We start from the raw sequence: 24,855 nt of genomic DNA, 5'->3' as shown, positions 1-24,855 counted from the left end.
CTACCGCGTGAATGTTCAGGTTACGCTCTTTTGAGCGGTTGCGAAGCCGATGCTTCCACCGATGCTCCATGTATCTCGCGTGCCTCCCGCAACTTTCGACCGACGTTGGCGCATCGATCCCGACGGCCTAGTATGGAACCCATGCGCCCCTCGTCGGAGATCGTTATGACAACGCACGCGAACATCCATTCGGTCATGGGCATGCTGCACGCGCAGGAACTCCTGACGCTGTCGATCATCCGTGCACTGCCTCCCGATACGCGATGCAAAATCGCCGATGAGTTGAAGGTTCACGCCGAACTGGCCGCCCAGCCTCAACCCAACGCACCCGGTGAACGAGACACGCTCGAAGCGTTTCGCGCCAATGTGCGGCGGCTGTCGATCTTGCTCGCTTCGGTGGCGTGAATCATCCGCACGCGAATGCGAGCACGACTGGTGCCCGGGCAGGCAGGAGTCAGCGGGGCAGATAAGCCAAGGGGTCGACGGGCTTGCCCGCGCGGCGGATTTCGAATTCGACCGTGCCGCGCCCCGACGTATCGGCGCCCATCTCGGCGATCTGCTGGCCTTTCTTGACCGTATCGCCCTCTTTGACGAGGACCTCGCCGTTCACGGCGTAACCCGTAACGATGTCGCCGCCGTGCTTGACCACGATGAGGGACTTGTATTGATCGACGCCCGTGCCGACATAAATGACGTTGCCGTCGGCAGACGCCTTGACGGGCTCGCCTGGCCGCCCCGTAATGACGATGCCTTTGACGTTGCCGGCATCGGTCAGCCGCACGACTTGGCCATAGGCAGGCCAGCCCGGTCGGACGATCGCTGCATCAGCCGGATTTGCAACGGCACCGGCATTGACATTGGCGCCCGGCTGCGGCGCCACGCGCAGCACTTGACCGGGCGTAAGTCTAGCGGTGCTGGGCAGGTTGTTCCATGCGGCCAGGTCGTCGACATGCTGGCCAAACGCCATGGCGATGCCCGGCAGGGTATCGCCGGGATTGACGCGATAGAAGCCTGCCGGCACGCCGGCGCGCTGCGGCTGCGCGGATTGCGGTGGGAAAGACGACTGCCCGAACCAGTCGCTCGTTGCACAGCCGCCCAAAAAAGTCACGCCAGCCAGCGCCAGCGTGAGCTGCGCCCATGCCAGGCGTGGTCGTGCGGAAATGGTCACCGTGTTCACCCTCGGCCCTCGATCGATGCAATGTTGCACTGCGAACTCGCGAGCGCCGCTAGCCTACGAGCAGCTTGCGGCGTTCGCCCGAATCTCCGACTTTCGCGGCCCGTTAAAGGACTATCGGCCGTATTGCAATCACGGCCTGCCGCAGTCGTGTTCGGCGAGGATCGCATACCCTGGCGGAAAAAAGCAAAACGAAACTGGCCCGCGCCCCCTTGCGGGAGCGACGGGCCAGTGAGTTCGGGACCGGTCGCTACGCTCGGCGAGAGCCGTGCGCCGCCAGATCGCCGTCTAGACCAAGACGTTTAGCGGCCGAAATACAGCGGTTGCGCGCCGTCAGGGCTAGCCGGCTGCATCTGCATGCGCGAGCCGGACTGCGCGGAACCGGCTGCCACACCGCCGTAGCCGCTCGTTTCGCCCGTCGCGACAGCCAAGCCTTGTTGCTGATGGACGCGTTGCTCCGCCGCTTGGATGTTCTCCGGGTAATTCGGGTCATGTATCGCGGGGTTATACCCGGCTTGCTCCAGTTGGATCAATTCTTGGCGCACTTGCGCGCGCGTCACCGGGCCGTTATTCGATTGAGCGAACGAGGCGAGGGGGATCGACAACGCGGAAGCCGCAACCATTGCATATGCGAGTGATTTCATGATGAACCTCCGAAAACTGTGGTTCGCCGCATGCGGGACGCCGCAGCGATTAATCACAGTCTAGTCAGCAAATCACCTAGGGAAAACCCCTCGTTCGATCAAATAGAATTTCATTCGGAGCAACAATCACAAACAGTTACCAAGGTTTACTGCACAAAACCGCTGTAATCGATTTCCGGCATCGGTACCGATTTGATTTACGTCCAATCCGCGTGAAAGCTCCCCTCGCGGTCGATTCGCTCGAACGTGTGGGCGCCGAAGAAATCGCGTTGCGCCTGCACTAGATTCGCGGGCAGACGCTCCGACCGGTAGCCGTCGAAGTAAGCGATAGCCGACGCAAACGCCGGCACAGGCACGCCAGCCGTCACGGCAGCCGCCACGATCTCGCGCAACGCCGCTTGGTAGCTTTCCGAAACCTGACGGAAATACGGGTCGAGCAATAGATTTTCGAGTGCGGGGTCGTGCGCGTAGGCGTCCGTGATCTTCTGGAGGAACCGAGCGCGGATGATGCATCCCGCTCGAAAGATCTTGGCTATACCGCCGAAGTCGAGGTCCCAGCCATACTCCTGCGATGCCGCGCGCAACTGCGCGAAGCCTTGTGCGTACGAAATCACCTTGCTCAGATATAGCGCACGGCGCACCGCTTCCACCAAGGCAGCCCGGTCGCCATCGAACGGCTTGCGGGCCGGGCCGGGCAACACCTTGCTCGCGGCGACTCGCTGGGTCTTGAGCGACGAGAGCACTCGAGCGAACACCGACTCGGTGATGAGCGGCAACGGCACGCCGAGGTCCAAGGCGTTTTGGCTGGTCCATTTGCCGGTGCCCTTTTGCGCGGCGCGATCGAGAATCATGTCGACGAGGTCGCGCCCCGTCTCGTCGTCGCGCTTACCGAATATCTTGGCTGTGATCTCGATCAGATAACTATCGAGTTCGCCTGCGTTCCATTCCGTGTAGACCTTCGCCAATTCCGCGTTGGTCAGCCCAACCACGTGTTGCAGCACCGCGTAGCTTTCGGCAATCAACTGCATGTCGCCGTACTCGATCCCGTTGTGCACCATCTTCACGAAATGGCCGGCGCCGTCGGGCCCGATGTAGGCAACGCACGGCTCGCCGTCCGGCGCCTTTGCGGCAATCTGAGTCAAGATCGGCGCGACCAAATCGTAGGCGTCGCGCGGGCCGCCCGGCATGATGGCAGGCCCCTTCAGCGCGCCCTCTTCTCCGCCCGATACGCCCGTGCCGATGAAATGCAGCCCGGCTTGCGCGAGTTCCTGATTGCGCCGCACGGTATCGGTGAAATGCGTATTGCCGCCATCGATCAGGACGTCGCCTCGATCGAGCAGCGGCTTGAGCGCCGCGATCGTCGCATCGGTCGGCTCGCCGGCCTTGACCATCATTAGGATGCGCCGCGGCTTCTCCAGCGAATCGACGAACTGCTCCAGCGAGTACGCCGGCACGAGCTTGCGATCGGGAAATTGTCCAACCAGTTCATCAGTCTTCGCGCGGCTGCGATTGTAGACCGCCACCGCATAGCCGCGGCTTTCGATATTGAGCGCTAAATTGCGGCCCATCACTGCGAGACCGATGACGCCGATGGCGGGTTTGGTCATTTGTCGAATTCTCCAAGAAAGAGACGAGGGCGCGCGGCGCCCCGCCACGACGGCTGGACCGTCAACGATTAAAAGCCGAGGCAGCGAGTTGCGCAGCCACCGCGCTCAACGCGTCGCCGCACGGCGCCTCGATCTTCAGCGAAAACAGCGCATCGGCGCGCGTGCGCCCTATGTTGATCGCGGCAATCGGCGTGCCCGACTGCGCCGCCCAGTGGCAAAAGCGATAACCGGAAAAGACCATCAACGAGGAGCCGACGACGAGCATGGCATCGGCCGCTTCGAGTGCCTGCGTTGCCGCGGCCACCCGTTCACGCGGCACGTTTTCGCCGAAGAACACGACATCGGGCTTGAGCATGCCGCCGCAATCGGGGCAATCCGGCACGCGAAAGCGATCGAGCGCATCCCATTCCAGATGAGCATCGCCATCGGCCGAAACCGCTGCATTCACGCCAGCGAGGGCGGGATTGTCCCGAAGCAGCAAAGTTTGAATCGCGGCCCGGCGATGACGCGCGCCGCAGTCCAGACAGATCACCGCGTCGATGCTGCCGTGCAGCTCGATCACCTCGGCGCTGCCCGCGCGTTGATGAAGGCCATCCACGTTTTGCGTCACGAGCCGCGCGATACGGCCCGCGGCGCCCAACTGCGCCAGCGCACGATGCGCGGCGTTGGGCTCGGCGCAGGCGAGCATCGGCCAACCCACCATGCTGCGCGCCCAATAACGACGCCGCGCGTGCTCTGAATCGCGAAACGCCTGCCATTGGATTGGTTGCGCACGCATCCAATCGCCGTTCATGTCGCGATAACCCGGAATGCCGGACGCGACGCTGACACCCGCGCCGGTCAGCACGAACAAGCGCTCGTGCCGCGCCATGAACGCGCGAAGCGCGTCCAATGCGACGGCGCTCGACGTCTCTTCGGAAGACGAAGGCACGGCCAGTCGAATCGACGGGGGCGACTCGGTCATGATGGGCGGCAACTCCTTTCACGGCTTACGGCCCGCGGGGCACAACGACGCGGATTTTACGCCGTTCGGCGCCGCCGCGTCGTTGCAACGCGCACGGGCCGCCGGTAGCCCAAGCTTACAGCCTTTCGCCCGTCAGCCGCGCGGCGAGAAAGTCGATCAGCAAGCGTGTGCGCGCGGGCATGCGACGCGTGCGCGGCCAGAGTGCGAATAGCGGCAACGGCGCCGGTTCGTACTCGGGCAGCACGATGCGCACGCGGTCCGCTTCGACGGCATCGCGGATTTGCCAAAACGTAGCGAGCCCAATGCCGAGGCCGCCTGCCACCGCCGCATTGACGGCCGCCACGTGTTCGCTTTCGAAGCGGCCTGACACCGTGACGACTCGCTCCTCGCCCGTGCGCGCGCTGAACGCCCATCGGTAGGGGTGCGCCACACCGGTGCGCACCACGCACGCGTGCGACGCGAGGTCCTCGGGCGCTTGTGGATGACCGTGCGCGGCGAGATAGGGCGTGGACGCGAAGGCCACGCGCCTGACCTCGGCAAGCTTGCGCGCCACCAGTCGCGAATCGGGCGTCGCGCCAATGCGCAGCGTCACGTCGGCGCCGCTCGTCGCGGGATCGCTGAAGCCGTCTTCGAGCTCGACCGTGGCGCTCAAACCCGGGTGCCGTTGCAGGAATTCGGCCAGCAGCGGCACGACGTAAGCGGGGCCGAACAACGTGGGCGCGTTCACGCGCAGCTTGCCCGCCAACCGCTTCGCATCTTCGGCCAATTCCGTTCGAGCGATCTCGAGATCCGCGAGCGCCGCCTTGACGCGTGCATAGAATCGCTGCCCCGCCTCGCTCAATTGCGACGTGCGCGTCGTACGCACGACGAGGGTTGCGCCCACCGCGCTCTCTAGCGTCTGCAAGCCGCGGCTCACGGCTTGCAACGAGCGGCCGAGCCGCCGTGCCGCCGCCGTCAAGCTGCCCTCCTCCGCAATGGCGACGAAAGTCTCGAGTTCGCGTAACGACTGCATCCAATTCTCCCGATTTTATGGATTATGTCTCAATGCTTTGGCCAATTACATGCATTGATCGGGAGAGTAGCATCGGCAGCGTTCATCTCCCAACATCGATGCAAGGCATAGACATGAATTCCTGTCCGCAGGCGGCAACTCAGGCTGCTGCGCGCGGCGTCCCGACGCTGTTGTTCGGCGCGCTCGTCGGTATCGCCGTGCTTCCGCTGTACGCATCGCAAGTCATGCTCGAAGCGCTCGATGCGTCGCTGCACTTGCACGCATGGACCGCCCTCGTCACCGCGCTGACGATGCTCGGCTATGCGGCGGGCCTCGTCGCGCTCGTCCCGCTCGTCGATCGGCTACCGAACCGCCCGCTGATCATCGCGACGCTGGCGGCCCAGGTTGTTTGTCTCGCCGTCGCGGCCAGCGCGCCCGCGCCGCTCGTCTTTCTCGCCGCATCGTTCGCGATCGGCGTCACGGCGAGCGCGATTCAGATGCTGGTCCCGGCCGCCGCCTCCTTGGCGCCGCCGCAAGCGCGCGGCGCTGTCGTGGGCAATGTCATGAGCGGCCTCATGCTCGGCATCCTCTTATCCCGCCCGCTCGCGAGCCTCGTTACGCGATACTTGGGATGGCGCGGCTTTTTTCTCGCAGACGCGGCGATCCTCGCAGCGGCCACCGCGTGCGCGGCGCCACGCCTGCCGGTTCTCGCGCCCCTCGGACGGCCCTCTTACCGCTCGCTGATCGCCTCGCTCGGACGGCTTGTCGTGACGACGCAAGTACTGCGTCGCCACGCGCTGTATCAAGCGCTTTTGATGATCGGCTTCAACGCGTTTTGGACTAGCATCGCCGTTGTGCTTTCGCGTGCACCGTTCCATTGCAGCGCGGCGCAAATTTCCGCATTCGCGTTTGCAGGTGCGGGCGGCGTCGTAGCTGCGCCACTCGCGGGCTTCGCCGCCGACCGCGGCTATCCGAGGCAAGCGAGATATGCGGCGCACTTGATTGCGATCGCTGCCGTGCTCGCCGCCGCATGGGCGCTGACGGCTAACCTGCCACGCACGACAGCGCTGACGATCGCCGCCGTCTCGGCCTTTACGCTCGACGCCGGCGTCATCGCAGATCAAACGCTGGGCCGGCGAGCGATCAATTTGCTACCCGCCGAATCGCGCGGGCGTGTCAACGGTCTCTTCACCGGTCTATTCTTCGTAGGGAGCGCGCTAGGCGCGGCGCTCTCCGGGCCGGTGCTGGCTCAGGCGGGATGGCGCGGCATCGCAGCCGTCGCATGCGCCGCATTCACCGCGGCGGCCGCAATTCATCGGATGCATCGCAGTGAACGTTGTTCCAACCAACCCAGGTTCGAATAGGAGAATCCAATGAATTGGACTCGTGCAAGCGTCAGATATCGATCCGTCGACATCGACGGCCTTGAGATTTTTTACCGCGAAGCCGGCCCCGAGAATGCGCCGGTCCTGCTCTTGCTGCACGGCTTTCCCTCGTCGTCTCGGATGTACGAGACGCTGTTGCCGCCGCTTGCGGATCGGTACCGGCTCATCGCCCCCGACTATCCGGGGTTCGGCCATAGCACCGCGTTGCCGCCGAGCGAATTCGTCTACACATTCGATCATCTGGCAGAAGCGATGCAACGCTTCGTCGATCGACTAGGACTCGATCGCTTCGCCTTGTTCGTGCAGGACTATGGCGGGCCGGTCGGCTTCCGCCTAGCGCAAGCGCAACCTGACCGGATTCGCGCAATCGTCGTGCAAAATGCCGTCGCGCACGAAGAGGGCCTCGGCCCCCTTTGGGAAACGCGCAAAGCGTTTTGGGCCGACCGCGCAAGGCATGAAGCCGCATTGCGCGCCAATCTCCTTTCGTTCGATGCGACTCGGCAGCGGCATATCGGCCACACGCCACATCCCGAACGCTACGATCCGGATGCATGGCACGACGAGTTCGCGTTCTTGTCGAGCCCCGGGCAAATCGACATCCAAACCGAACTTTTTTACGACTATCGGACGAATGTCGAGCGCTATCCGCAGTGGCAACACTACATGCGCGAATATCGACCGCCCATGCTCGTTCTCTGGGGCAAATACGATCCTTCGTTCACGGTGGCGGGGGCGCACGCATACCAGCGCGACGTGCGCGATGCGCAAGTTCATTTGCTCGAAGCCGGTCATTTCGCGCTCGACGAAGCATGCGATGAAGTGGCAGCGCACACGCGGCGTTTCTTGGCTTCGCTCGACGACCCAGCGCAATGAAGAAACAACGCCGCGGCTTTGCGGATCGGCCCTCGCGCGGCACGCGCTGCACGGCGCCCTCGCCCTAGCCGCGCACAATCGCTAACGCCCTACAGCAGCGGACATGCGGTGATGCTATTGCCAAGTTCGGCGCACCGCTGCTCGTATTCGCGCAAGTACGCGCGCTCGTCTTCATCGAGCATGTCGATATCGATAAGGTCCCAATCGTAGCCCACCGTGACAAGGTTCTCGAACTCCACCTTGCCCCGCTCGCGCGAACTGGGATGGATCACCACGACGTTTTCGATGCGCACGCCGCCTTGGCCCGCCACGTAGATCCCCGGCTCCACCGAAACGACGGCGTTCGGCACGAGGCCATAGCGCGAGCCGGGCGCAAAACGCACCCCGCCCTCATGGACGTGAATGCCGATCCCATGCCCCGTGCCGTGATTGAAATCGTAGCCGTGCGCGCGGCAGACATCGCGCACCGCTTTATCGACGTCTTCGCCTTTGTAATTGGCGGGAAAGCGCGTGACGAGACCCTTGATGCAAGCCTTGAGCGCGATCGTATAGATTTCGCGCTGCCACGGCTGCGCGGTCGTCGAAGATTCGGTTTTGCGCAGCACTACCCGTGTGCAGTCCGTCGCGAAGCCGCTCTCGTAGTAAGCCCCGCTATCGAGCAGCACGAGTTGACCGTCCTCGAGCATGACGTCCGGACTCGCGGCCGCGTAGTGCGCCAACGCGCTGTTCGGGCCATGCGCGGCGATCGTCGTAAACGTCAAGCCAACTGCGCCGCGCGCGCCGTAAGCGTCGTTGATCCGCCGCGCGAGATCGTATTCCGAATGACGCGCCCCCGGCTCGCCGTATTTGGCCCAGCGCATCGTCTGCGCAATCGCGGCGCTGCTGCGGGCAAACGCGTCGCGAAATCGATCGAGCGCCTGCGGCGTCTTGGATGCGCGCATCGCCTCGACCGGGCTGAAATTCGTATGGCGCGCGACGGGCCAGATCCGGCGCAACGCATCGGGCACCGCGCAATTGACGGCGTCGGCGCTATAGCAAACCTGATCGACGTCGAACAGGGCAAGGAAACGGCCGAGCGCAGCCAGGTCGTTTCGGAACACCTGCAGCTTCGGATAAGCTTCGAGCTCGACCGGGCACCGCTCGCAGCCTTCGGGCAAAAACAGCGCCGCTTGATCGCCGATGACGAACAGGTAGCCCAAGTGCGACGACGCATTCGGCATATGGTGGCCGCGGGTGTTCAACAGATAGCCGATGTCGTCCGCCGCGCAAGTGAGCCAGCAAATGCGCTCTTTCGGCGCCCGCAACTCGGCGCGCAAACGATCGTTCAACGTCTTGATGTTGGCCGTTACGCTCACGCCCGTCAGGGACTCGGGCAACTCGAATATCGGCCGCTCGACCTGCCATCCGGGCAGCGCGATGGCGCGATCGATTTCGCGCGCCGCAAGGGCCGTCCACCGTTGCGCCGCCTCGCGCGTCCCCTCGTATAGCCGGTCGCGCTGCGCGACGCTCACGCGCAGCGCGTCGTACCCTAGCGAACGCAATACGCTGGCATGCTCGGACACCCAATCGACCAGCGCCGTCCAGATCGGTACGCCTAGCTCCAGCTTTTCCAGCCGCACGTGCGCTGGGTCGCACTGCGACTCGGCTTGCAAATGGTAGCGACCGTCGACGAACAAAATGAAACGGGGGCTGCCTATCTTCGCCGCTGCCGCCGCGCTCAGGAAAACGCCCGATCCCGCCGACCCGTCGAATCCGGTCAGCGCGAAACGCTGACTATTGCGGCGCGGTACGTATTCGCTGATGAACTCGTCTTGCGACGTGACGACGAGCGCGTCAAGTTCTATTCGATCGAGCCACGCGCTCAGACGCTCATGCGTTTGGGCCACCGAAGGTTCGTAGGCCGCAAGATCGGAAAAGTTGTATTGAAGTCGATCGATCATCGCATCAGCTCGTTCTGTCCATACCGGCATGTTCGCAATGCCCCCTTATATCGATTGCAAAAACTACCGTCGGCGCCAATTTACGTCAAGCTAAAATTTAGGTGGCACTAAAAAAACGAGCCCAATGCGCCGAACGGCGAGGGGACGGGGAGCGCGGTACAATGCGCGCTTCCGGCGGCGCGGCCCGCGGCGTCACAGTGTTGCGCCGGTGCGATAAGTCGGCGGTGCAGCCGCCCGCGAACGCCTCCAAGAGGATTCATGGATTCGGATATCAACCATATCGGCCAGCGCATTCGGCGTCTACGGCGCGACTCGAAAATGACGTTGCTGGAAGTCGCGACGGCCTCGAGCCTATCCGTGGGCTTCTTGTCGCAAGTCGAGCGCAATCTCACGGGCATTTCGATCTCGTCGCTCGTGAACGTCGCAAAAGCGCTAGGCGTGCCGCTTGGCGCGCTGCTCGAACAGCCGCGTCAAGCGCAACCCGACTCGCACGAGGGGCGCCGCGAATCGTATCGCGTCGGCCCGATGCGCCAGCGCTACGAGCGGCTGTCCACTACTTTCGACGGCAGTCAATTGAATGCCGTCAAGGTGCAAATGCTGCAGGGCTATAGCTCAGAATGGGTTGCGCACGGCGGCGACGAGTTCGTCTACGTGCTCGCGGGCCAAGTGCGTTATACGCTGCGCAAGAAAGACTACCTGTTGTCGGCGGGCGATTCGCTGCATTTCGATGCGCACGAGCGGCATCGCGTGGTCAACGTGGGACAGGGGGCGGCGGAAATGATCGTCGTCGGCACGCTGCCATTCTTCGATGACGATCAGTCGGAGCCCGCGCCTGGCGACGGCGAACGCAGCGCGCCGCGCACGAACGCGGCCAAGAAAAAGGCGGCCACGCCACGCGCCGCAAGCGCTAAAGTCGCGCAGGACAAGCAGTTCGCAGCGAAAGCAGAGCCGCGGGCCAAAGCAAAAGCCCTTTCGCCGAAACAAACGACGAAGTCCGTAACGAAGAAACGCTGACCTTCCCGCATGCGCAGCGTTGGCCCCGCGGTCACGCACGACGTTTGGCTCGACCTCGACCTGGCGCCTTGCCGCCTGCCTGACTCAATCGGCGGACGGAGCCGCCGCGCGGCCCCTTTCGCCCGACTTCCAGTGCTGCAATGCGACCACGACGGCCATGGCGGCCAAGATCGTGAGCGATGCCGAGACGCGATTCAGGTTGAGCCCGCCTTCGGCGAGAGGCTTCGTCAACGTGTCGCCCACCGTCGCGCCGAGCGGCCGCGTCAACACATAAGCGGCCCAAAACAGCACACCTACCGGCACGCGTTTGGCGAAGCGCCACGCCAGCGCGACGACAAGCAGCAACGCAGCGAATGCAAGCGAGCCGCGCTCGAAGCCAAGTCCAGCGCTATCGGCGGCGAAATCGCCGAGCGCGGTGCCGAGCGTATTCGACACCAGGATCGTGACCCAATAGAACACCTCGTCGCGCGGCCGCACGATGCGGTCGTATTCGATGCGCCCTGCTACGGCGCGCCAGAGCGCGAGCACGATCAACACGGCGGCAAAGAGCAGCGCCGAGGACAACACGTACCCCAGGCCCGCCGTTCGATCGAGGAAGTCCGACGTCGTCGTGCCCACGGTCGTCGTTGCAATCACGACCGCCCAATAAGCGGCCGGATGATAGCGGCGCGCCCGGACCTGAACGGTCAGCGTCACGGCGAAGTACACGAGAAAGACGAGTGTCGCCACGGCGTAGCCGAGGTGAAAGGACATCGAAAGCGCATCACCCCCGGTTTCTCCAACTGTCGTCGCCAAGATCTTCACGAGCCAAAACACGGCGGTCGCTTCTGGCACTTTGCTGAGCCACGCGGCGCTGTCCTGCTGGCCGGTAATTGCTGTGCGGACGGTCATGCGATGTTCTCCTAACTCGGTAGAGGGCGGCTATATGCGAATGCGTCGCATTATCCCGGGATCGCCTTAAGGGATGCTTATCGACCTTGTCGAGCTTGCCGATATCCCTAGATCCCTAGCATCGCGCGCGCCGGAGCCCGCCTCGGCCCGAAACGCACGGGCTCGCGCGCATGGCGTCTTCTCAGCCTGCGGTCACTCGCGCATCGAAGCTGCGACGCACTTGCGAATCGTGTCCCACGTGCGGGTCGTGACGTTCTTGCCGAACGTTTTCTCGAGCAGCCCGAGCGATGTCGGCGAGGTGGGACTCGGCACGTAAGCGGCCAACGCGTGATATTCACCCGCGGCAAAGACGTTGACGTCATTGAGCGAAAGCGGCAACGACACCTCGTGCCGCGCAGCGTCGCGAAAGAACGTCACGATGCGCTTTGCGCCGGCTGGCACATCGAACTGCGCGTAAGGATCGGCATCGAGCATCGCTTGCAACTCGTCGGTACTGCGTACGATCGTCAAAAAGCTGCGCGGCAAGTGAGACTGCATCGCCACTTCCGCTTTGCGTTCGATCGACCCGATCGAAGCCGCGCGCGCCTGGAACACGACGTTGCCGCTCGAGAGCACCGTTCTCACCGCATCGAAACCCGCGCCTTCGAACGCCAGTTTCAATTCGGCCATCTTCGCGTTCATGGGGCTGACGCCGCGGAGAAAAGCTACGTATCGACGCACGGTGCGAGGTCCTTTTGAGGAAGGGAAACTGGGAAGCGGCACAGCATAGCGCAAACGCATCGATCACTGCGCCGTTGCGCGTCGAACGACGATCGCCACGCGTCGCATCGCGACCGCCCGTTGCGCCCGATCCTCCCGCCGCCGCCCCTCAAGCTGCATAGGATCGAAAGCCATCGCCCAACGCCGAAGCCGGGGTACCATGTCGCGCGTATCGACGTAGCCGCCGCGCTTGGCCCGCTCGGCGGCAAACCGCCTGCGCGAATGCACCCGCTCGCGCGCCAACTCACGGCACCCGACGGAGATCTGCCGATGAAGAACGAAACGCCGAACGTCACTTCAACCGAAGCCCCGCAAGATCGTAATTCGGATCAACCGGAAAACCCCGAACGGCGCCGCGTGCTCGGCGGTCTAGCCGCCGTGGGCATGGGGCTCGCGCTTCCCGCCTGCGCTACCTCGACCGGCGGCGTGCCGCCGCACGACCGAGCGATCGCTCATCCCGCCGCCGATGCGCAACTCGACCAAGCCTTGCGCGCGCACGTGCGTCACATCGTCGTGATCTATGCGGAAAACCGTAGCTTCGCGAACCTTTACGGCGACTTCCCGGGCGTGCAACACCCGCTCGCCGCCGCGGCGACCGGCGCGCCGGTGCAGTTGGACCGCGACGGCAAAACCGCACTGCCCTACCTGCCGAAGATTTGGGGTGGCCTCGTGCCTCAGGCGCAACAAGTCGGCACGAGCCGTTATCTGATCGGCGAGGACGACATCACGGGGTTGCCGAACCGGCCTTTCCTAGTGTCGGACGCACGCGGCCGCCCGCTGCCCAACGGCGTCATCACGCGCGACTTGTGGCACCGCTTCTATCAAAACCAAATGCAAATCAACGGCGGCCGCAACGATCAATTCGTTGCGTGGGCCGATGCGGGCGCGCTCGTCATGGGGCATTACCGCAATTCGGCACAGTCGCTTCGGCTTTGGAATCTCGCACAGCAATACACACTATGCGACAACTTCTTCATGGCGGCATTCGGCGGCTCGTGGCTGAACCATATCTTCTTGATTTCCGCGCAGGCGCCGTTCTATCCGAACATCGCGGCGAGCCCCGCCAAGCATTTGGTGTCGGTGCTCGAAGGGAACGATGCGCTCGGCACACGGCTCAAGCTTGCGCCAGAGAGCGAAGCGTCGGCGCTCGGCGGCCCGCCCAAGTTCGTGCGCGATGGCGCGTTCACGCCGGATGGTTATGCCGTCAACACCATGGCGCCGCCGTATCAGCCGAGCTACGTCGCCCCGGCGCCCGGCGGGGATGCGGCGCTCGCCGACCCCACCAACCCGCGCGTGATGCCGCCGCAAACGTACGCGACGATCGGCGACCGCCTCTCGGCGAAAGGCATCGACTGGGCGTGGTACAGCGGCGGTTGGCAATACGCGCTCGAGCACCGCGATACGGGCATGTCGCCCGACTTCCAATACCACCATCAACCGTTCAATTACTTCGCAAACTATGCGCCGGGCACGGCCAAGCGCGAACGGCATCTACGCGACGCCGGCATCGGCAACGACGCAGCGACGAACCGGTTCATCGCCGACATCGATGCTGGACGGCTGCCCGCGGTGACGTTCTATAAGCCCCAAGGCGATCTGAACATGCACGCGGGCTATGCGGACATCGAATCGGGCGACCGGCACATCGCGCACGTTATCGACCGTATTCGCATGGGCCCGCAATGGGCCGAGACGGTCATCATCATGACGCACGACGAGAATGGCGGCTGGTGGGACCCGGTCGCGCCGCCCAAGGGCGATCGCTGGGGGCCCGGATCGCGCGTTCCCGCGCTCGTCATCGCGCCGTTCGCGAAGAAGGGCGTCGTCGACCACACCTTCTACGACACGAACTCGATCCTGCGCTTCATCGATCGCGTCCACGGCCTCGCGCCGCTCGACGGCGTGGCGAGCCGCAATCGGGCCTTCGCCGCAAGAGGCGATAACCCGCCGGGCGACCTGACGCAAGCCCTAGACCTGGGCTGAGCGCAAACGGAGCCGTCGCAACGCGCGCCGGCGGCCCGCCCCCGGGAGGCGCGATCGCGCCAGACGCTTGCGCGACCTATTCGCCGACCACGTGCATCACGATGTCGCGCCGGTGGGCTTGATGACGATGCTCGAACAGATAGATGCCCTGCCACGTGCCCAGTACCAGCGCAGCGTGCTCGATCGGGATCGACAACTGCACTTGCGTCAATGCCGTGCGCAGGTGCGCGGGCATATCGTCCGGGCCCTCCGTATCGTGTTCGTAACGTTGCGGGTCCTCGGGCGCGATCGTCGCGAAGTAGCGCTCCAGATCGCGTCGCACCGAAGGATCCGCGTTTTCCTGAATCAGTAGCGAGGCGGACGTATGGCGGCAAAACAGCGTCAGCAAGCCCGTCTCGATCGATTGGCGCGCAACGTAGTCGCGCACTTGTGCGGTGATTTCGACGAGCCCGCGTCCGCGCACGTCGATTCGCAGATGTTCCAACGCCTGGCGCATCGTGTCTTCCTCTCTCGAACGAGGGGCGCCGGTTGGGGGCCCCGAAAGCGATAAGCATAGGCCATGCAAGCTGCGCGCTCGGGCGTTCGCCGGCCCGCCAGCGCGGCATGTCATAATCGGCGCCAGATTCTCTCTCGATTTTTCCGCCCTTGAAAGACCTCAGCGTCACCCTCGATCGCCTGGCCGATTTCACCGAAGTCGTCGACGTGCGCACCCCGCTGGAATTTGCGGAAGACCACATCCCCGGCGCCATCAATGCGCCAGTGCTGACCAATGAAGAACGCGTCGTGGTCGGCACGCTTTACGTCCAGTCGTCGGCATTCGAAGCCACACGTATCGGCGCGGCTATGGTCGCGCGCAACATTGCACGCCATCTGGAAACGACATTCGCCGATCGTCCGCGCGGGTGGCGGCCGCTCGTCTATTGTTGGCGCGGCGGAAAACGCTCCGAGTCGTTGGCTGTCTGGCTCAATCTGATGGGCTGGCAAGCACGCCGGCTCGACGGCGGCTACAAGACGTATCGTCGCGCCGTGATCGACGAATTGGCGACGTTGCCGCAGCAATTCCAATACATCGTGCTGACGGGCGCGACAGGCAGCGGTAAGACGCGCCTGCTCGGCGCGCTCGAAGGCGCGGGCGCACAGGCGCTGGATCTAGAACGATTGGCCGCGCACCGGGGCTCGCTGCTCGGCGCGCTCAAAGGCGAAGCGCAACCTTCGCAAAAAGCGTTCGACACGGCGCTGGCCGCGGCGCTACGCAGCTTCTCGCCCGAACGGCCCGTCTTCGTCGAAGCGGAAAGCCGCGCGATCGGCCGCGTGAAGCTGCCCGACGCCTTGCTCGCGGCAATGCACCGTTCGCCCTGCGTGGCCGTGCAGGCGCATCGGGACGAGCGCATCGCGTTCTTGCTCGACGATTACGCGCATCTGTTCGACACGCCCGACGCCTTCAAGGGGCAGCTGAGAAAGTTGATCGGCTTGCATAGCCGAGAGCGCGTGGAGCGCTGGTGCCGTCTCGTCGACGAAGGCGAGCGCGCCCCCCTGTTCGGCGAGCTGATCGAGCTTCATTACGACCCGGCTTATGCTCGCAGCAGCACCGGGCATTTCTCCGAGCTGCCGCGGGCCACGCAATTCGTGCTGCGGCCCAACGACGCCGACATCGACGAACAGGCGCGCGCGCTGCTCGATCTGCTACGACTGCCCCGCCACGCTTGACCAAGCGCCCCGAAGCAGCGCATGCGCCTTGCGCGCGTCTCAGTGCCCCGTACCGCGCACGCGGAAGGTGCTGACGACATCGGCAAGCAAGCTCGCTTGCTCCTGCATCGATTGCGCCGCGCCAGCGGCTTGCTCGACCATCGCCGCGTTCTGCTGCGTGGTTTGATCCATCTGTGCGATCGCGACGTTCACTTGCTCGATGCCGCGGCTTTGCTCTTCAGATGCCGCCGAGATTTCGCTGATGATGTCGGTCACGCGCTTGACCGAATGCACGAGCGAATCCATCTTGCTACCGGCGGTTTCGACCAGTGTCTTGCCGTTCTCGACGCTGCCGACCGATTCCTCGATGAGCGCCTTGATTTCCTTGGCCGCATCCGAGCTGCGCCGCGCCAAATTGCGCACTTCGCCAGCCACGACGGCAAAGCCCCGGCCCTGCTCGCCCGCGCGCGCCGCTTCCACGGCCGCGTTCAACGCGAGAATGTTGGTTTGAAACGCGATGCCTTCGATGACGGAGATGATGTCGACCACGCGCACCGAGCTGGCAGCGATGCTTTGCATCGTCGTCACCACTTGCTGCACGGCTTCGCCGCCCTCGCCCGCGATCCGCGAGGTGTCGGCCGCCATCTGATTGGCCTGGCGCGCGTTGTCCGCATTCTGCTTGACCGTCGCGGTGAGCTGTTCCATGCTCGCCGCCGTTTCGCCAAGCGACGACGCCTGCTCCTCGGTTCGCGAGGACAGATCCATGTTGCCGGCCGCGATTTGCTGCGCGGCGTCCTTGATGGTCTCCGCGCCCACGTGGATGCGTTGCATGGTTTCCGCCAAACGATGCTGCATGCGCTGCATCGCGAGCACCATGCTGCCGCGATCGCCTTCGCGCACTTCGACTTCATGCGTCAGATCGCCGGTCGCGATCGATTCGGCCACCGCCGCTGCGTAGGCCGGCTCACCGCCCAGGCTGCGTTGGACGTTGCGGATGATGATGAAGAGCGCGAACGAGCTGACAATGCCGATGACGAGCGTCGTCAGCAGGTATCCGAGCAAACGAACGCGAAACGCGGCATTGATATCGTCGATATAGACACCCGAAGCAATGTACCAATCCCATGGCTCGAAACGCTTGACATAGGAAATCTTCGGCACTTCGGTCGATTTGCCCGGCAGCCGCGCCATGTAGTCGACAAAGCCCTGTCCGTTCTCCCGCGCAACCTTCACCAATTCGACGAACAGGTACTTGCCGTTCACGTCCTTGTACTTGCTCTGGTCCTTGTTCACGAGATCGGGCAGAACCGGATGCATGATCACGACGCAGTTTGCGTCGGTGATGAAGAGGTAGCCATTACCGGGGTAGCGCATCCCGGCAAGCCGCGCCATCGCGCGGTGCTTGGCTTCGTCCTCCGAGATTTCGTGGCGTTCGGCCATTTGCTGAAACTGCGCGACCACCCCGGCTCCGGCTTCCACGATATTGCGCACGGCCGCTTGGCGCCCGGCCAGCATCGTTTCACGCGTTTGAAATGCCGCGAACGCGGCGAAAAACAACAGGCCGAGCCACATCACGAGCAAAGCCAATCCCAATTTTTTACCGAGCGTTAACCGATCCACACTTCCCTCTCAAGCAATCGGCCGCATGCTCGTTGGGCGAGCGGCCAGCATCTCAACCAGATATGGTTCCCGATTGTTTAACGGCGCGACGCCGCGGTTCTGGAGGGGGGGTTGCTCCTAATGCAGTATTTTTGTCGACCGCGCGGGGATAACCCTGAAAAATCTGACGATTGAGAATGTTGCAAGGGTGACTGCTCGCAGAGCAGCCGCGCCCCGGCGCGGCCGGCGCGCGAGATCGGGTAGCCTTGCAGTTTCGGGCGAGAGCGCCGTTTGCTCAGAGGAAATGCCGAGGATCAGCCGATGGAACAGACACCGCCGTCGCCGGGGTATGGCGCAACGAATGCGAGCGATAAAACCCAGGCTTATGCGCGCATGAAGCGCCTGGCTACCGCCCTGTTGGGCGCGATGGCCTGCGTGTACCTGCTAGCCCGGGCCTACGAGCCTGCCCACCCCGTGCTCGGCTACGTGCGGGCACTGGCGGAAGCGGCCATGGTAGGCGGCATCGCCGATTGGTTCGCCGTCACGGCGTTGTTTCGGCATCCGTTGCGGCTGCCGCTACCGCATACGGCCATCATCCCGCGCAACAAGGATCGCATCGGCGAAAACCTGGCGAAGTTCGTCGAGACGAACTTCCTCGCACCCGAACTCATCGCCGCCAAGCTCGAACGGATCGACTTCGCCGCGCAATTCGCCCGGTGGTTGTCGGAGCCGGCGCGTCAGCGCCAAATCGCCCAATGGACGCTCGATGTGCTTCCGCGCCTGCTCGCAACGGTCGACGACGAGGAGGTTCGGCGCTTCATTCACGCGAACCTGTCGCGGCGCGTGCGCGAGGTCGACACGCCGCTCGTGGTCGGCACGATTGCGGAGACGCTGCTGCAAGACAATCGCCATCAGGCCGTGGTGACAGAACTGCTGCGGCAATTGACGCTGCTGTTCGAGGAGCACAAGCCGCTGATTCGGCAGCGCGTGCGCGAAAGCACGGCATGGCTGTGGAAGAAGCTGTCGATCGACGAAAAGGTCTCCGACAACTTGATCGCGGTCGTCGACGAGACGCTGAAAAACCTCAGCGAAAATCCCGATCACGCGTGGCGGCGGGGCTTCGACGATGCAATCCGTCAGTTCGTGACCGAGTTGAAGACCTCGCCCGATTACCTCGCGAAATGGGAGGCGCTGAAAGAGCGCATGCTCGATCACCCGGCCCTGAAGGACTATCTGAAAACGATCTGGCGCGACATCAAAGCGAGCATCGAGCACGACATCGCATCGCCCGGTTCGCACATTGGGACCCGCATCGAAAAGGCCGTCGCGGGCATCGCTGCCGGTTTGGAGGAAGACGTCCCCATGCGCGAGCGCCTGAACGCATGGTTGCGCGAAACGACGCTCGCGATCGTCGGCGCTCAGCGCCATGCGATTGCCCGCCTGATCTCGGACACGGTCAGGCATTGGGATGCCGAAACGGTCACGCACAAGATAGAAATCGAAGTCGGGCGCGATCTGCAATTCGTTCGCATCAACGGCACGCTCATTGGCGGCATCGTGGGGCTCGTGCTCCATGCAATGGACGTCCTGATGTTTTAACGAATTTTTTTCGATTTTTTTAACGTCACGTCTCGAGCCACCCTCGCTTGCGGCTGCCCCACGCTCGACTTTTTTTCCTTGCCGCATAAAAACCACGCGGCTACGCTTGTCTCGCATAGATAGAAACAAGCTCCGACCCTCATCTACCGCGTATTCGTGCGGCGAGACCAATCGTCCCGGCCTAAGACCGGGAACGCAAGCAATGCGGCTCATGCGCGAGCATTCGTGCGAGCCATCGAGCGCCGGCGTGTTCCGCCATGCACCTCATGGCTTCACATGCCGCGCAACGCAGCCATCTAGGCAGACACACTCATTGGCTTCGGTCCGTGGCGCCTTTGCGTCTTCACGGCCGGCGAAGAATGTCTGCATCGAAGGCATGCCTGCATTCAATTCAACATCGACTATCAAAGGCAGAGGCGACATGTTGCACAACTTCAGTTCACGTTTGATTGCGATGGGCGCCGTGCTGGCGCTCGCAGGCTGCGGCGGAGGCGGCGGTGACGGTGGCTCCCCGGGCGCGGGCAGCAGCGCGGGCAGTAGCACGTCCGGCGGTTCTTCTTCGCCGACGCTGGCGGCCGCGACCGCCGTCGTCGACGGCGCCACGCTTGGCAAAGAGAACTGGCAAGCGGGCTCGACGACGACGGGCGGACAAGGCCAAGCCGTCGGCACGCTCAATTGCGCGACGGCCGGCAACAGCTATAGCTACACCCATCTGTCGATCTTCATGAACGGGACGCAAGTTGCCGTGCCCGCGAACATCGGCACCGTAACGCCAACGATCGCTGCGCCTAAAGGCTGCGTGTATCCGCTCAATACGGTAGACGAAACGGGCAAGATCCGCATGGATACGACGAGCGGCGCGTCGTACACGCTGGGGCAGTTCTTCTCGGTCTGGGGCGAGCCGCTCACGACCACCAACGTGGCGGGGCTGCAGGCGTCTTCGGTCACGGTGTACGTCAACGACGGCGGCACGCTTACCAAGTACACGGGCGACCTCTCTAGCCTGGTGCTGCCGCCGCACGGCGAAGTGACGATCGTGCTCGGCACGCCGCTCGCGCAAATTCCCACCTACACGTGGAGCGACCCGCCTGCGTTCGACCCGAACCCGATCACGCTCAGCTACGGCGGCGTGGTGGGGACGGCTTTCTGGCCCGACGGCAATACGTCCTCTGGCGGCACCGGCGCTGATGTCGACGGGCTGACCTGCGCACCGGGCATGTCGGTCAACTACCACGTGCATGCGCATCTTGCGATCATCAACAACGGCAAGTGGCTGGCGCTGCCCAAGAACATCGGGATCCTGTCCTCGTGCGACTACGAGATGCATACGCACGACCAGACCGGCATCATCCATATCGAAGCGCCGAGCGTGAAGAACTTCACGCTCGGCGCCTTCTTCGACATTTGGGGCCAGCCGTTGACGAGCACGAACGTTGCCGGCATCACGGGCGATGTCGTTGCCTACATCAACGACAACGGCGAAGCACGCCGCTACATGGGCGATTTGCGCGCGATCACGTTGACCTCGCATCGCGACGTCACGTTGCAGATCGGCACGCCCGCCGTGAGCACGCTCGCGACTTACTCGTGGTATGAGCCGCAGTAAATAGCGCCGCTCGCGACCGAGCATCTTCGCCGGAAGATGCTCGGCGCATGGTGCGACGCACCATACTCATTGCTTCGACGTATCGAGGATGCGTGTCTCGCTCTCATCGTTGACGCAGGTCAACCTCCCGTCTTCGCTTCGTTGCACGATATTCCCAGCACACGTCGGGCGCCTGTGCGACGAATCGAAAATGGGAGCGAGACATGACCTCGATGCAGAACCCCAACCGCGTGCGCAGTAGTGGGCGTGCGATAGTGCGTGCTCAGCAAAAGAATGCGGTGCGCGCCTTGTTTTGCCTCCTCAGCGCCGCGGGCGCGGTGTCGACGCCCCCCGCATCGGCGCAAACGCCCGAGCTATCTGCAAGCTCCTTCACCGCCGATTTCTCCGCGATGGCGCAGCTCAAGCGTCTGGTCGCCCAAGGCAAAGGCAAGATCGGCGTGCTGCTACCCGAAACCACCACCTCCGCACGCTACACGTCGTTCGACGCGCCATACCTGCAACGCGCTTTCGAAGCCGCCGGTTTGACGCGGAATCAATACGTCGTCATGAACGCTCAAGGCAGCGAGTCCAACGAACTCACACAAGCGCAGTCGGCTATCGCACAAGGCGCGACGGTGCTGCTCGTCGACCCGATCTCCTCCGGCGTCGGCGCATCGATCGAATCGTATGCTAAATCGCGCGGCGTTCCCGTCATCGACTACGACCGGCTAACGCTCGGCGGCGCGCGAAACTATTACGTGAGCTTCGACAACGTCGCAGTTGGGCGTCTGATCGGCGAAGGCATGAACGCATGCCTGTCGTCGTGGAATGTGTCGAAACCGCAGATTCTCGTCATGCGCGGCGCGCCCACGGACAACAACGCGACGCTGTTCGCCCAGGGATACAACGCAGTCCTGCAACCCTCCTTCGACTCGGGGCGATACGTGAAGGTGGGCGAACCGGCGGGGACGTGGGACCCGGCGACAGCACGCACCACTTTCGAGCAGCAGTACACGGCGCATTCGAACATCAATGCCGTGGTCACGCCCAACGACGATAACGCGAATGCCATCATCTCGTACCTGAAGACGCTGCACGTACCGCCGCACACGTTCCCGACGACAGGGCAAGACGCCACGTTGACCGGACTGCAGAATGTCCTTGCCGACTATCAGTGCGGCACCGTCTACAAGCCGATCTATCTGGAAGCGCAAGCGGCCGCGACGCTCGCCATTTATCTGCGTGCGGGCATGCAGCCACCCGCCGCGCTCGTCAACGGCGCGACAGCCGATAGCACGCAAAACAGCTCTGTGCCGTCGGTGCTGCTCACGCCCGTTTGGGTCACGCCGCGCAACATGGCCGCGACCGTCGTGAAGGATCGGTTCGTCGATACCAAAAAGCTATGCGCAGGCGCTTTGGCGGCAGCGTGCGATGCAACCAACATCGCCCATTGACGCCGAAGCGAACGCGCCCGTCATCGACGAGTCGAGCCTCGGCGCGCCACGCTCCGTCCCGCTGCTCCAGCTACGAGGCATCGAAAAACACTTCGGCCCGGTGCAAGCCGTCGCCGGTATCGATCTCGATCTCCCCGCCGGACAAGTGACGGCGATCGTCGGCGACAACGGAGCCGGCAAATCGGTGCTGATCAAGTGCATCGCCGGCATCCATACGCCGGACGCCGGCGAGATTCGGTGGGAAGGGCGCCCGGTTCATATCCGCAACCCGCGCGATGCTGGAGAGCTCGGCATCGAAGTGGTCTACCAAGACCTCGCGCTATGCGACAACCTCGACGTTGTCCAGAACATGTTCCTGGGGCGCGAACGACTGCGCCATCACCTGCTGGACGAAGACGCCATGGAGCGAGCCGCAGTCGAGACGCTGTCGAGCTTGCGCGTGACGACGTTGCGCTCGGTGCGTCAAGCGGTCGGCTCCCTATCGGGCGGGCAACGACAGGCCGTCGCCGTCGCGAAAGCCGTCATGTGGAATTCCAAACTGGTCATTCTGGACGAGCCGACAGCCGCGCTCGGCGTCGCGCAGACGCGGCAAGTGCTCGAGCTCGTGCGGCGTCTGGCCGATCAGGGCCTCGCCGTCGTCATGATTTCGCACAACCTCGGCAATGTCTTCGAGGTCGCCGATCGATTGGCGGTCCTGCGGCTCGGCAAGCTCGTGCGCGTGGGCGATTCGTCCACGCTCGACCCGCAGCGCGTCGTCGAACTGATGACGCTCGGCAATGTGGTATCAGCCCCCAAGGTAAGCGAGCAGCGCGTTGCGGAATCGATCGGAGCCGCTCGCGAGCAAGACGTCGCCGAGCGCAAAGCGGTCCCCGGCATCGCGCCAGAACCACCGGCTGCACTCCTGGGCAGCGGCGCCGATGACGCAAGCGGCTCCGCCGAGACGCCCGAAGGCGAAACGCAAGAACTGATCGATTACGCGCGCGCCTGGCGATCGCGCTTGCTGGCCGGAGAGAGCGGTGTGCTGCCTGTTCTGCTCGGCGTCGCACTGATTGCGGCCATTTTTCAATTCGAGAACGATCGGTTCCTTTCGGCCGGGAATCTCGTCAACCTGCTGGTTCAGGGGGCCGTCTTCATGCTGATCGGTATGGGGGCTGTGTTCGTCCTACTCCTTGGGGAAATGGATCTTTCGCTGGGCTATGTGGCCGGGATCGCCGCGACGGTCGTCACTCAGCTAGTCCAACCGTCGTTCGCATGGCCTTGGTGGGCCGCGATCGCCGCCGCCCTACTCGCTGCGGCAGCACTAGGCGCATTTGAAGGCGCCCTCGTTACGCGCTTGCGTCTGCCCTCCTTCGTCGTCACCCTCGCCGGCCTGCTCGGCTTCCAGGGCGTGATGATCCAACTGCTCGGAACAGGCGGCACGATCCCCATTCCCGACGAGACCATCAACGATCTCGCCAACGGAACGTTGAGCCCCGCGGGCGGCTGGTCGTTGATCGCAGCCGCCGTCGGGATCTACGCCGCGGTGACCCTCCTACGCGATCGTCGATGTCGGCGCGAGGGACTCGTCGTCGCGCCGCGCGCCATCACGGCGCTGAAGATTGCCGGTGCAGCGGCGGCCGGTGGTGTGCTCGGTGTGATCACGAATGTCGATCGGGGCGTGCCCGCGTTTCCGCTGCGCGGTATGCCCTGGGTCGTTCCTATCGTCTTCGCCGTCCTCGTCGCTTGGTCGCTCCTGCTGGCGCGCACGCGCTTCGGCCGTTATGTGTATGCGATCGGCGGCAACGCCGAGGCTGCCCGGCGAGCCGGAATCGATCTTGCGCGCCTGCGCACGCTCGCCTTCGTGTTCGGCGCGCTGACGGCGGGGGTCGGCGGCATCGTCTATGCGTCGCGGCTGCGCTCGATTTCGACGAGCTTCGATGGAGGAACGATCGTGCTGTATGTCGTGGCGACTGCCGTCATCGGGGGCACGAGTCTATTCGGCGGGCGAGGTAAGCCACTGCATGCCGTGCTCGGCGGCGTCGTGATCGCGGCGATCGTGAATGGAATGGCGTTGCTCGGACTGCCCGCTGCAATCCAATTGATGGCAACGGCGGTCGTCCTGCTCGCCTCGATTTTCGTCGACGTCGTGGTTCGGCGCAGGGGGCAGACGGCGCGGTAACGCTGCATATGGCGCCGGGCGCCGCGCGCCGGCACGGCGAACGGCGCCGAAGTCAGCGCATCGACTCAGTCCTTCGCAAACAGCTGCCCGATATCCTTGAACGCCTTGAATTCGAGCGCGTTGCCGCACGGATCGAGAAAAAACATCGTCGCTTGCTCCCCCACTTGCCCTTCGAAGCGGACGTACGGCTCGATCACGAACCGAACCCCGAACGATTTCAGGCGCGCTGCCAAAGCCTCCCAGTCGCCCCAGCCCAGCACGACGCCGAAGTGCGGCACGGGCACATCGTGACCGTCGACGGGATTGGTATGCGCCCGCTCCTGCGACGCCGTTCGCGGATGCTCGTGAATCACGAGCTGGTGCCCGAAGAAATTGAAATCGACCCATTTCGCGCTCGATCGCCCCTCCTCGAGACCGAACACGCGTCCATAGAAATCGCGTGCGGCGGGCAGATCGTAGACAGGAATCGCCAAGTGGAACGGGGAAAGGCTCATTCGAATACTCCTGGATTGAAGGCCGAGCTGGACGCTAAGGCCCCGCACATTATCG

At 63.7% G+C, this 24,855-nt stretch carries 21 protein-coding genes; 10 read left to right on the top strand and 11 right to left on the bottom strand.

Annotated features, from left to right (window positions below; all coding sequences use genetic code 11):
* Positions 1 to 165 precede the first annotated feature (165 nt).
* Positions 166 to 405: a hypothetical protein gene (locus MMB74_RS15500; protein ID WP_277429541.1), complete on the top strand. Its 240-nt coding sequence runs from the start codon at positions 166 to 168 to the stop codon at positions 403 to 405.
* Positions 406 to 454: 49 nt separating this feature from the next.
* On the opposite strand, the gene MMB74_RS15495 is transcribed toward MMB74_RS15500, so the two are convergent.
* The 5 genes from MMB74_RS15495 to MMB74_RS15475 all read right to left on the bottom strand — a co-directional run bounded on the left by MMB74_RS15495 (position 455) and on the right by MMB74_RS15475 (position 5,401).
* Positions 455 to 1,177: a peptidoglycan DD-metalloendopeptidase family protein gene (locus MMB74_RS15495; protein WP_277429540.1), complete on the bottom strand. Its 723-nt coding sequence runs from the start codon at positions 1,175 to 1,177 to the stop codon at positions 455 to 457.
* A 299-nt stretch (positions 1,178 to 1,476) separates the two neighbouring features.
* Positions 1,477 to 1,818 (bottom strand): DUF4148 domain-containing protein, encoded by a 342-nt coding sequence (locus MMB74_RS15490; protein ID WP_277429539.1) that lies wholly within the window; start codon positions 1,816 to 1,818, stop codon positions 1,477 to 1,479.
* Positions 1,819 to 2,015: 197 nt separating this feature from the next.
* Positions 2,016 to 3,425 (bottom strand): NADP-dependent phosphogluconate dehydrogenase, encoded by a 1,410-nt coding sequence (gene gndA, locus MMB74_RS15485; RefSeq protein ID WP_277429538.1) that lies wholly within the window; start codon positions 3,423 to 3,425, stop codon positions 2,016 to 2,018.
* Between the two features lie 61 nt (positions 3,426 to 3,486).
* Positions 3,487 to 4,389: an NAD-dependent protein deacetylase gene (locus MMB74_RS15480; protein WP_277429537.1), complete on the bottom strand. Its 903-nt coding sequence runs from the start codon at positions 4,387 to 4,389 to the stop codon at positions 3,487 to 3,489.
* Positions 4,390 to 4,504: 115 nt separating this feature from the next.
* On the bottom strand, positions 4,505 to 5,401 hold the full coding sequence (locus tag MMB74_RS15475; protein ID WP_277429536.1) for a LysR family transcriptional regulator: 897 nt from the start codon (positions 5,399 to 5,401) through the stop codon (positions 4,505 to 4,507).
* A 113-nt stretch (positions 5,402 to 5,514) separates the two neighbouring features.
* Between MMB74_RS15475 and MMB74_RS15470 the strand changes: the two genes are divergently transcribed.
* Positions 5,515 to 6,744 carry an MFS transporter gene (locus MMB74_RS15470; RefSeq protein WP_277429535.1) on the top strand — a complete coding sequence of 410 codons (1,230 nt, stop codon included), beginning with the start codon at positions 5,515 to 5,517 and terminating at the stop codon, positions 6,742 to 6,744.
* A 9-nt stretch (positions 6,745 to 6,753) separates the two neighbouring features.
* Positions 6,754 to 7,638, top strand: a complete 885-nt coding sequence (locus MMB74_RS15465; protein ID WP_277429534.1) for an alpha/beta hydrolase — start codon at positions 6,754 to 6,756, stop codon at positions 7,636 to 7,638.
* A gap of 89 nt (positions 7,639 to 7,727) precedes the next feature.
* On the opposite strand, the gene MMB74_RS15460 is transcribed toward MMB74_RS15465, so the two are convergent.
* Positions 7,728 to 9,578, bottom strand: a complete 1,851-nt coding sequence (locus tag MMB74_RS15460) for a M24 family metallopeptidase (protein WP_277429533.1) — start codon at positions 9,576 to 9,578, stop codon at positions 7,728 to 7,730.
* Positions 9,579 to 9,836: 258 nt separating this feature from the next.
* On the opposite strand from MMB74_RS15460, the gene MMB74_RS15455 reads away from it, so the two are divergent.
* The gene (locus MMB74_RS15455; RefSeq protein ID WP_277429532.1) at positions 9,837 to 10,592 is read left to right on the top strand and encodes a cupin domain-containing protein; all 756 of its coding nucleotides are present in this window, start codon (positions 9,837 to 9,839) and stop codon (positions 10,590 to 10,592) included.
* Between the two features lie 84 nt (positions 10,593 to 10,676).
* On the opposite strand, the gene MMB74_RS15450 is transcribed toward MMB74_RS15455, so the two are convergent.
* Together MMB74_RS15450 and MMB74_RS15445 are read right to left on the bottom strand one after the other, a co-directional pair.
* A complete protein-coding gene (locus MMB74_RS15450) occupies positions 10,677 to 11,483 on the bottom strand; it encodes a hypothetical protein (protein WP_277429531.1) in 807 nt (268 codons plus the stop codon).
* Positions 11,484 to 11,675: 192 nt separating this feature from the next.
* Positions 11,676 to 12,263 (bottom strand): DUF1697 domain-containing protein, encoded by a 588-nt coding sequence (locus tag MMB74_RS15445; protein WP_277429530.1) that lies wholly within the window; start codon positions 12,261 to 12,263, stop codon positions 11,676 to 11,678.
* A 249-nt stretch (positions 12,264 to 12,512) separates the two neighbouring features.
* Here MMB74_RS15445 and MMB74_RS15440 point away from each other — a divergent pair, with 249 nt between their 5' ends.
* Positions 12,513 to 14,225 (top strand): acid phosphatase, encoded by a 1,713-nt coding sequence (locus MMB74_RS15440; protein ID WP_277429529.1) that lies wholly within the window; start codon positions 12,513 to 12,515, stop codon positions 14,223 to 14,225.
* Positions 14,226 to 14,301: 76 nt separating this feature from the next.
* On the opposite strand, the gene MMB74_RS15435 is transcribed toward MMB74_RS15440, so the two are convergent.
* Complete coding sequence (locus tag MMB74_RS15435; RefSeq protein WP_277429528.1) at positions 14,302 to 14,721, bottom strand: secondary thiamine-phosphate synthase enzyme YjbQ; 420 nt, start codon at positions 14,719 to 14,721, stop codon at positions 14,302 to 14,304.
* A gap of 149 nt (positions 14,722 to 14,870) precedes the next feature.
* On the opposite strand from MMB74_RS15435, the gene mnmH reads away from it, so the two are divergent.
* The gene (gene mnmH / locus MMB74_RS15430; protein WP_277429527.1) at positions 14,871 to 15,932 is read left to right on the top strand and encodes a tRNA 2-selenouridine(34) synthase MnmH; all 1,062 of its coding nucleotides are present in this window, start codon (positions 14,871 to 14,873) and stop codon (positions 15,930 to 15,932) included.
* 39 nt (positions 15,933 to 15,971) lie between these two features.
* On the opposite strand, the gene MMB74_RS15425 is transcribed toward mnmH, so the two are convergent.
* On the bottom strand, positions 15,972 to 17,531 hold the full coding sequence (locus MMB74_RS15425) for a methyl-accepting chemotaxis protein (protein WP_277429526.1): 1,560 nt from the start codon (positions 17,529 to 17,531) through the stop codon (positions 15,972 to 15,974).
* 300 nt (positions 17,532 to 17,831) lie between these two features.
* Between MMB74_RS15425 and MMB74_RS15420 the strand changes: the two genes are divergently transcribed.
* The 4 genes from MMB74_RS15420 (at position 17,832) to MMB74_RS15405 (ending at position 24,306) form a co-directional block, all read left to right on the top strand.
* Entirely contained in the window at positions 17,832 to 19,109 is a 1,278-nt protein-coding gene (locus MMB74_RS15420) for a DUF445 domain-containing protein (protein ID WP_277429525.1), read from the top strand.
* Positions 19,110 to 19,530: 421 nt separating this feature from the next.
* A complete protein-coding gene (locus MMB74_RS15415; protein WP_277429524.1) occupies positions 19,531 to 20,715 on the top strand; it encodes a hypothetical protein in 1,185 nt (394 codons plus the stop codon).
* 203 nt (positions 20,716 to 20,918) lie between these two features.
* The gene (locus tag MMB74_RS15410; RefSeq protein ID WP_277429523.1) at positions 20,919 to 22,148 is read left to right on the top strand and encodes a substrate-binding domain-containing protein; all 1,230 of its coding nucleotides are present in this window, start codon (positions 20,919 to 20,921) and stop codon (positions 22,146 to 22,148) included.
* Positions 22,126 to 24,306, top strand: coding sequence for an ATP-binding cassette domain-containing protein (locus tag MMB74_RS15405; protein WP_277429522.1), 2,181 nt, complete (start codon positions 22,126 to 22,128; stop codon positions 24,304 to 24,306). The genes MMB74_RS15410 and MMB74_RS15405 overlap by 23 nt, the downstream gene beginning before the upstream one ends.
* A gap of 65 nt (positions 24,307 to 24,371) precedes the next feature.
* On the opposite strand, the gene MMB74_RS15400 is transcribed toward MMB74_RS15405, so the two are convergent.
* Positions 24,372 to 24,800 carry a VOC family protein gene (locus MMB74_RS15400; RefSeq protein WP_277429521.1) on the bottom strand — a complete coding sequence of 143 codons (429 nt, stop codon included), beginning with the start codon at positions 24,798 to 24,800 and terminating at the stop codon, positions 24,372 to 24,374.
* Positions 24,801 to 24,855: the final 55 nt, after the last annotated feature.

Source organism: Trinickia sp. Y13 (genome assembly GCF_029522115.1).
GTDB lineage: Bacteria > Pseudomonadota > Gammaproteobacteria > Burkholderiales > Burkholderiaceae > Trinickia.
Note: the sequence above shows the minus strand (reverse complement) of the source record. Positions and strands in the feature narration are given on the sequence as shown.

Excerpts from the sequence above, each read along its gene's own strand:
- MMB74_RS15500 (WP_277429541.1), top strand. The coding sequence starts at position 166 with ATGACAACGCACGCGAACATCCATTCGGTCATGGGCATGCTGCACGCG.
- MMB74_RS15490 (WP_277429539.1), bottom strand. The coding sequence starts at position 1,818 with ATGAAATCACTCGCATATGCAATGGTTGCGGCTTCCGCGTTGTCGATC.
- gndA (WP_277429538.1), bottom strand. The coding sequence starts at position 3,425 with ATGACCAAACCCGCCATCGGCGTCATCGGTCTCGCAGTGATGGGCCGC.
- MMB74_RS15480 (WP_277429537.1), bottom strand. The coding sequence starts at position 4,389 with ATGACCGAGTCGCCCCCGTCGATTCGACTGGCCGTGCCTTCGTCTTCC.
- MMB74_RS15475 (WP_277429536.1), bottom strand. The coding sequence starts at position 5,401 with ATGCAGTCGTTACGCGAACTCGAGACTTTCGTCGCCATTGCGGAGGAG.
- MMB74_RS15470 (WP_277429535.1), top strand. The coding sequence starts at position 5,515 with ATGAATTCCTGTCCGCAGGCGGCAACTCAGGCTGCTGCGCGCGGCGTC.
- MMB74_RS15465 (WP_277429534.1), top strand. The coding sequence starts at position 6,754 with ATGAATTGGACTCGTGCAAGCGTCAGATATCGATCCGTCGACATCGAC.
- MMB74_RS15460 (WP_277429533.1), bottom strand. The coding sequence starts at position 9,578 with ATGATCGATCGACTTCAATACAACTTTTCCGATCTTGCGGCCTACGAA.
- MMB74_RS15455 (WP_277429532.1), top strand. The coding sequence starts at position 9,837 with ATGGATTCGGATATCAACCATATCGGCCAGCGCATTCGGCGTCTACGG.
- MMB74_RS15450 (WP_277429531.1), bottom strand. The coding sequence starts at position 11,483 with ATGACCGTCCGCACAGCAATTACCGGCCAGCAGGACAGCGCCGCGTGG.
- MMB74_RS15445 (WP_277429530.1), bottom strand. The coding sequence starts at position 12,263 with ATGCGTTTGCGCTATGCTGTGCCGCTTCCCAGTTTCCCTTCCTCAAAA.
- MMB74_RS15440 (WP_277429529.1), top strand. The coding sequence starts at position 12,513 with ATGAAGAACGAAACGCCGAACGTCACTTCAACCGAAGCCCCGCAAGAT.
- MMB74_RS15435 (WP_277429528.1), bottom strand. The coding sequence starts at position 14,721 with ATGCGCCAGGCGTTGGAACATCTGCGAATCGACGTGCGCGGACGCGGG.
- MMB74_RS15420 (WP_277429525.1), top strand. The coding sequence starts at position 17,832 with ATGGAACAGACACCGCCGTCGCCGGGGTATGGCGCAACGAATGCGAGC.
- MMB74_RS15415 (WP_277429524.1), top strand. The coding sequence starts at position 19,531 with ATGTTGCACAACTTCAGTTCACGTTTGATTGCGATGGGCGCCGTGCTG.
- MMB74_RS15410 (WP_277429523.1), top strand. The coding sequence starts at position 20,919 with ATGACCTCGATGCAGAACCCCAACCGCGTGCGCAGTAGTGGGCGTGCG.
- MMB74_RS15405 (WP_277429522.1), top strand. The coding sequence starts at position 22,126 with ATGCAACCAACATCGCCCATTGACGCCGAAGCGAACGCGCCCGTCATC.
- MMB74_RS15400 (WP_277429521.1), bottom strand. The coding sequence starts at position 24,800 with ATGAGCCTTTCCCCGTTCCACTTGGCGATTCCTGTCTACGATCTGCCC.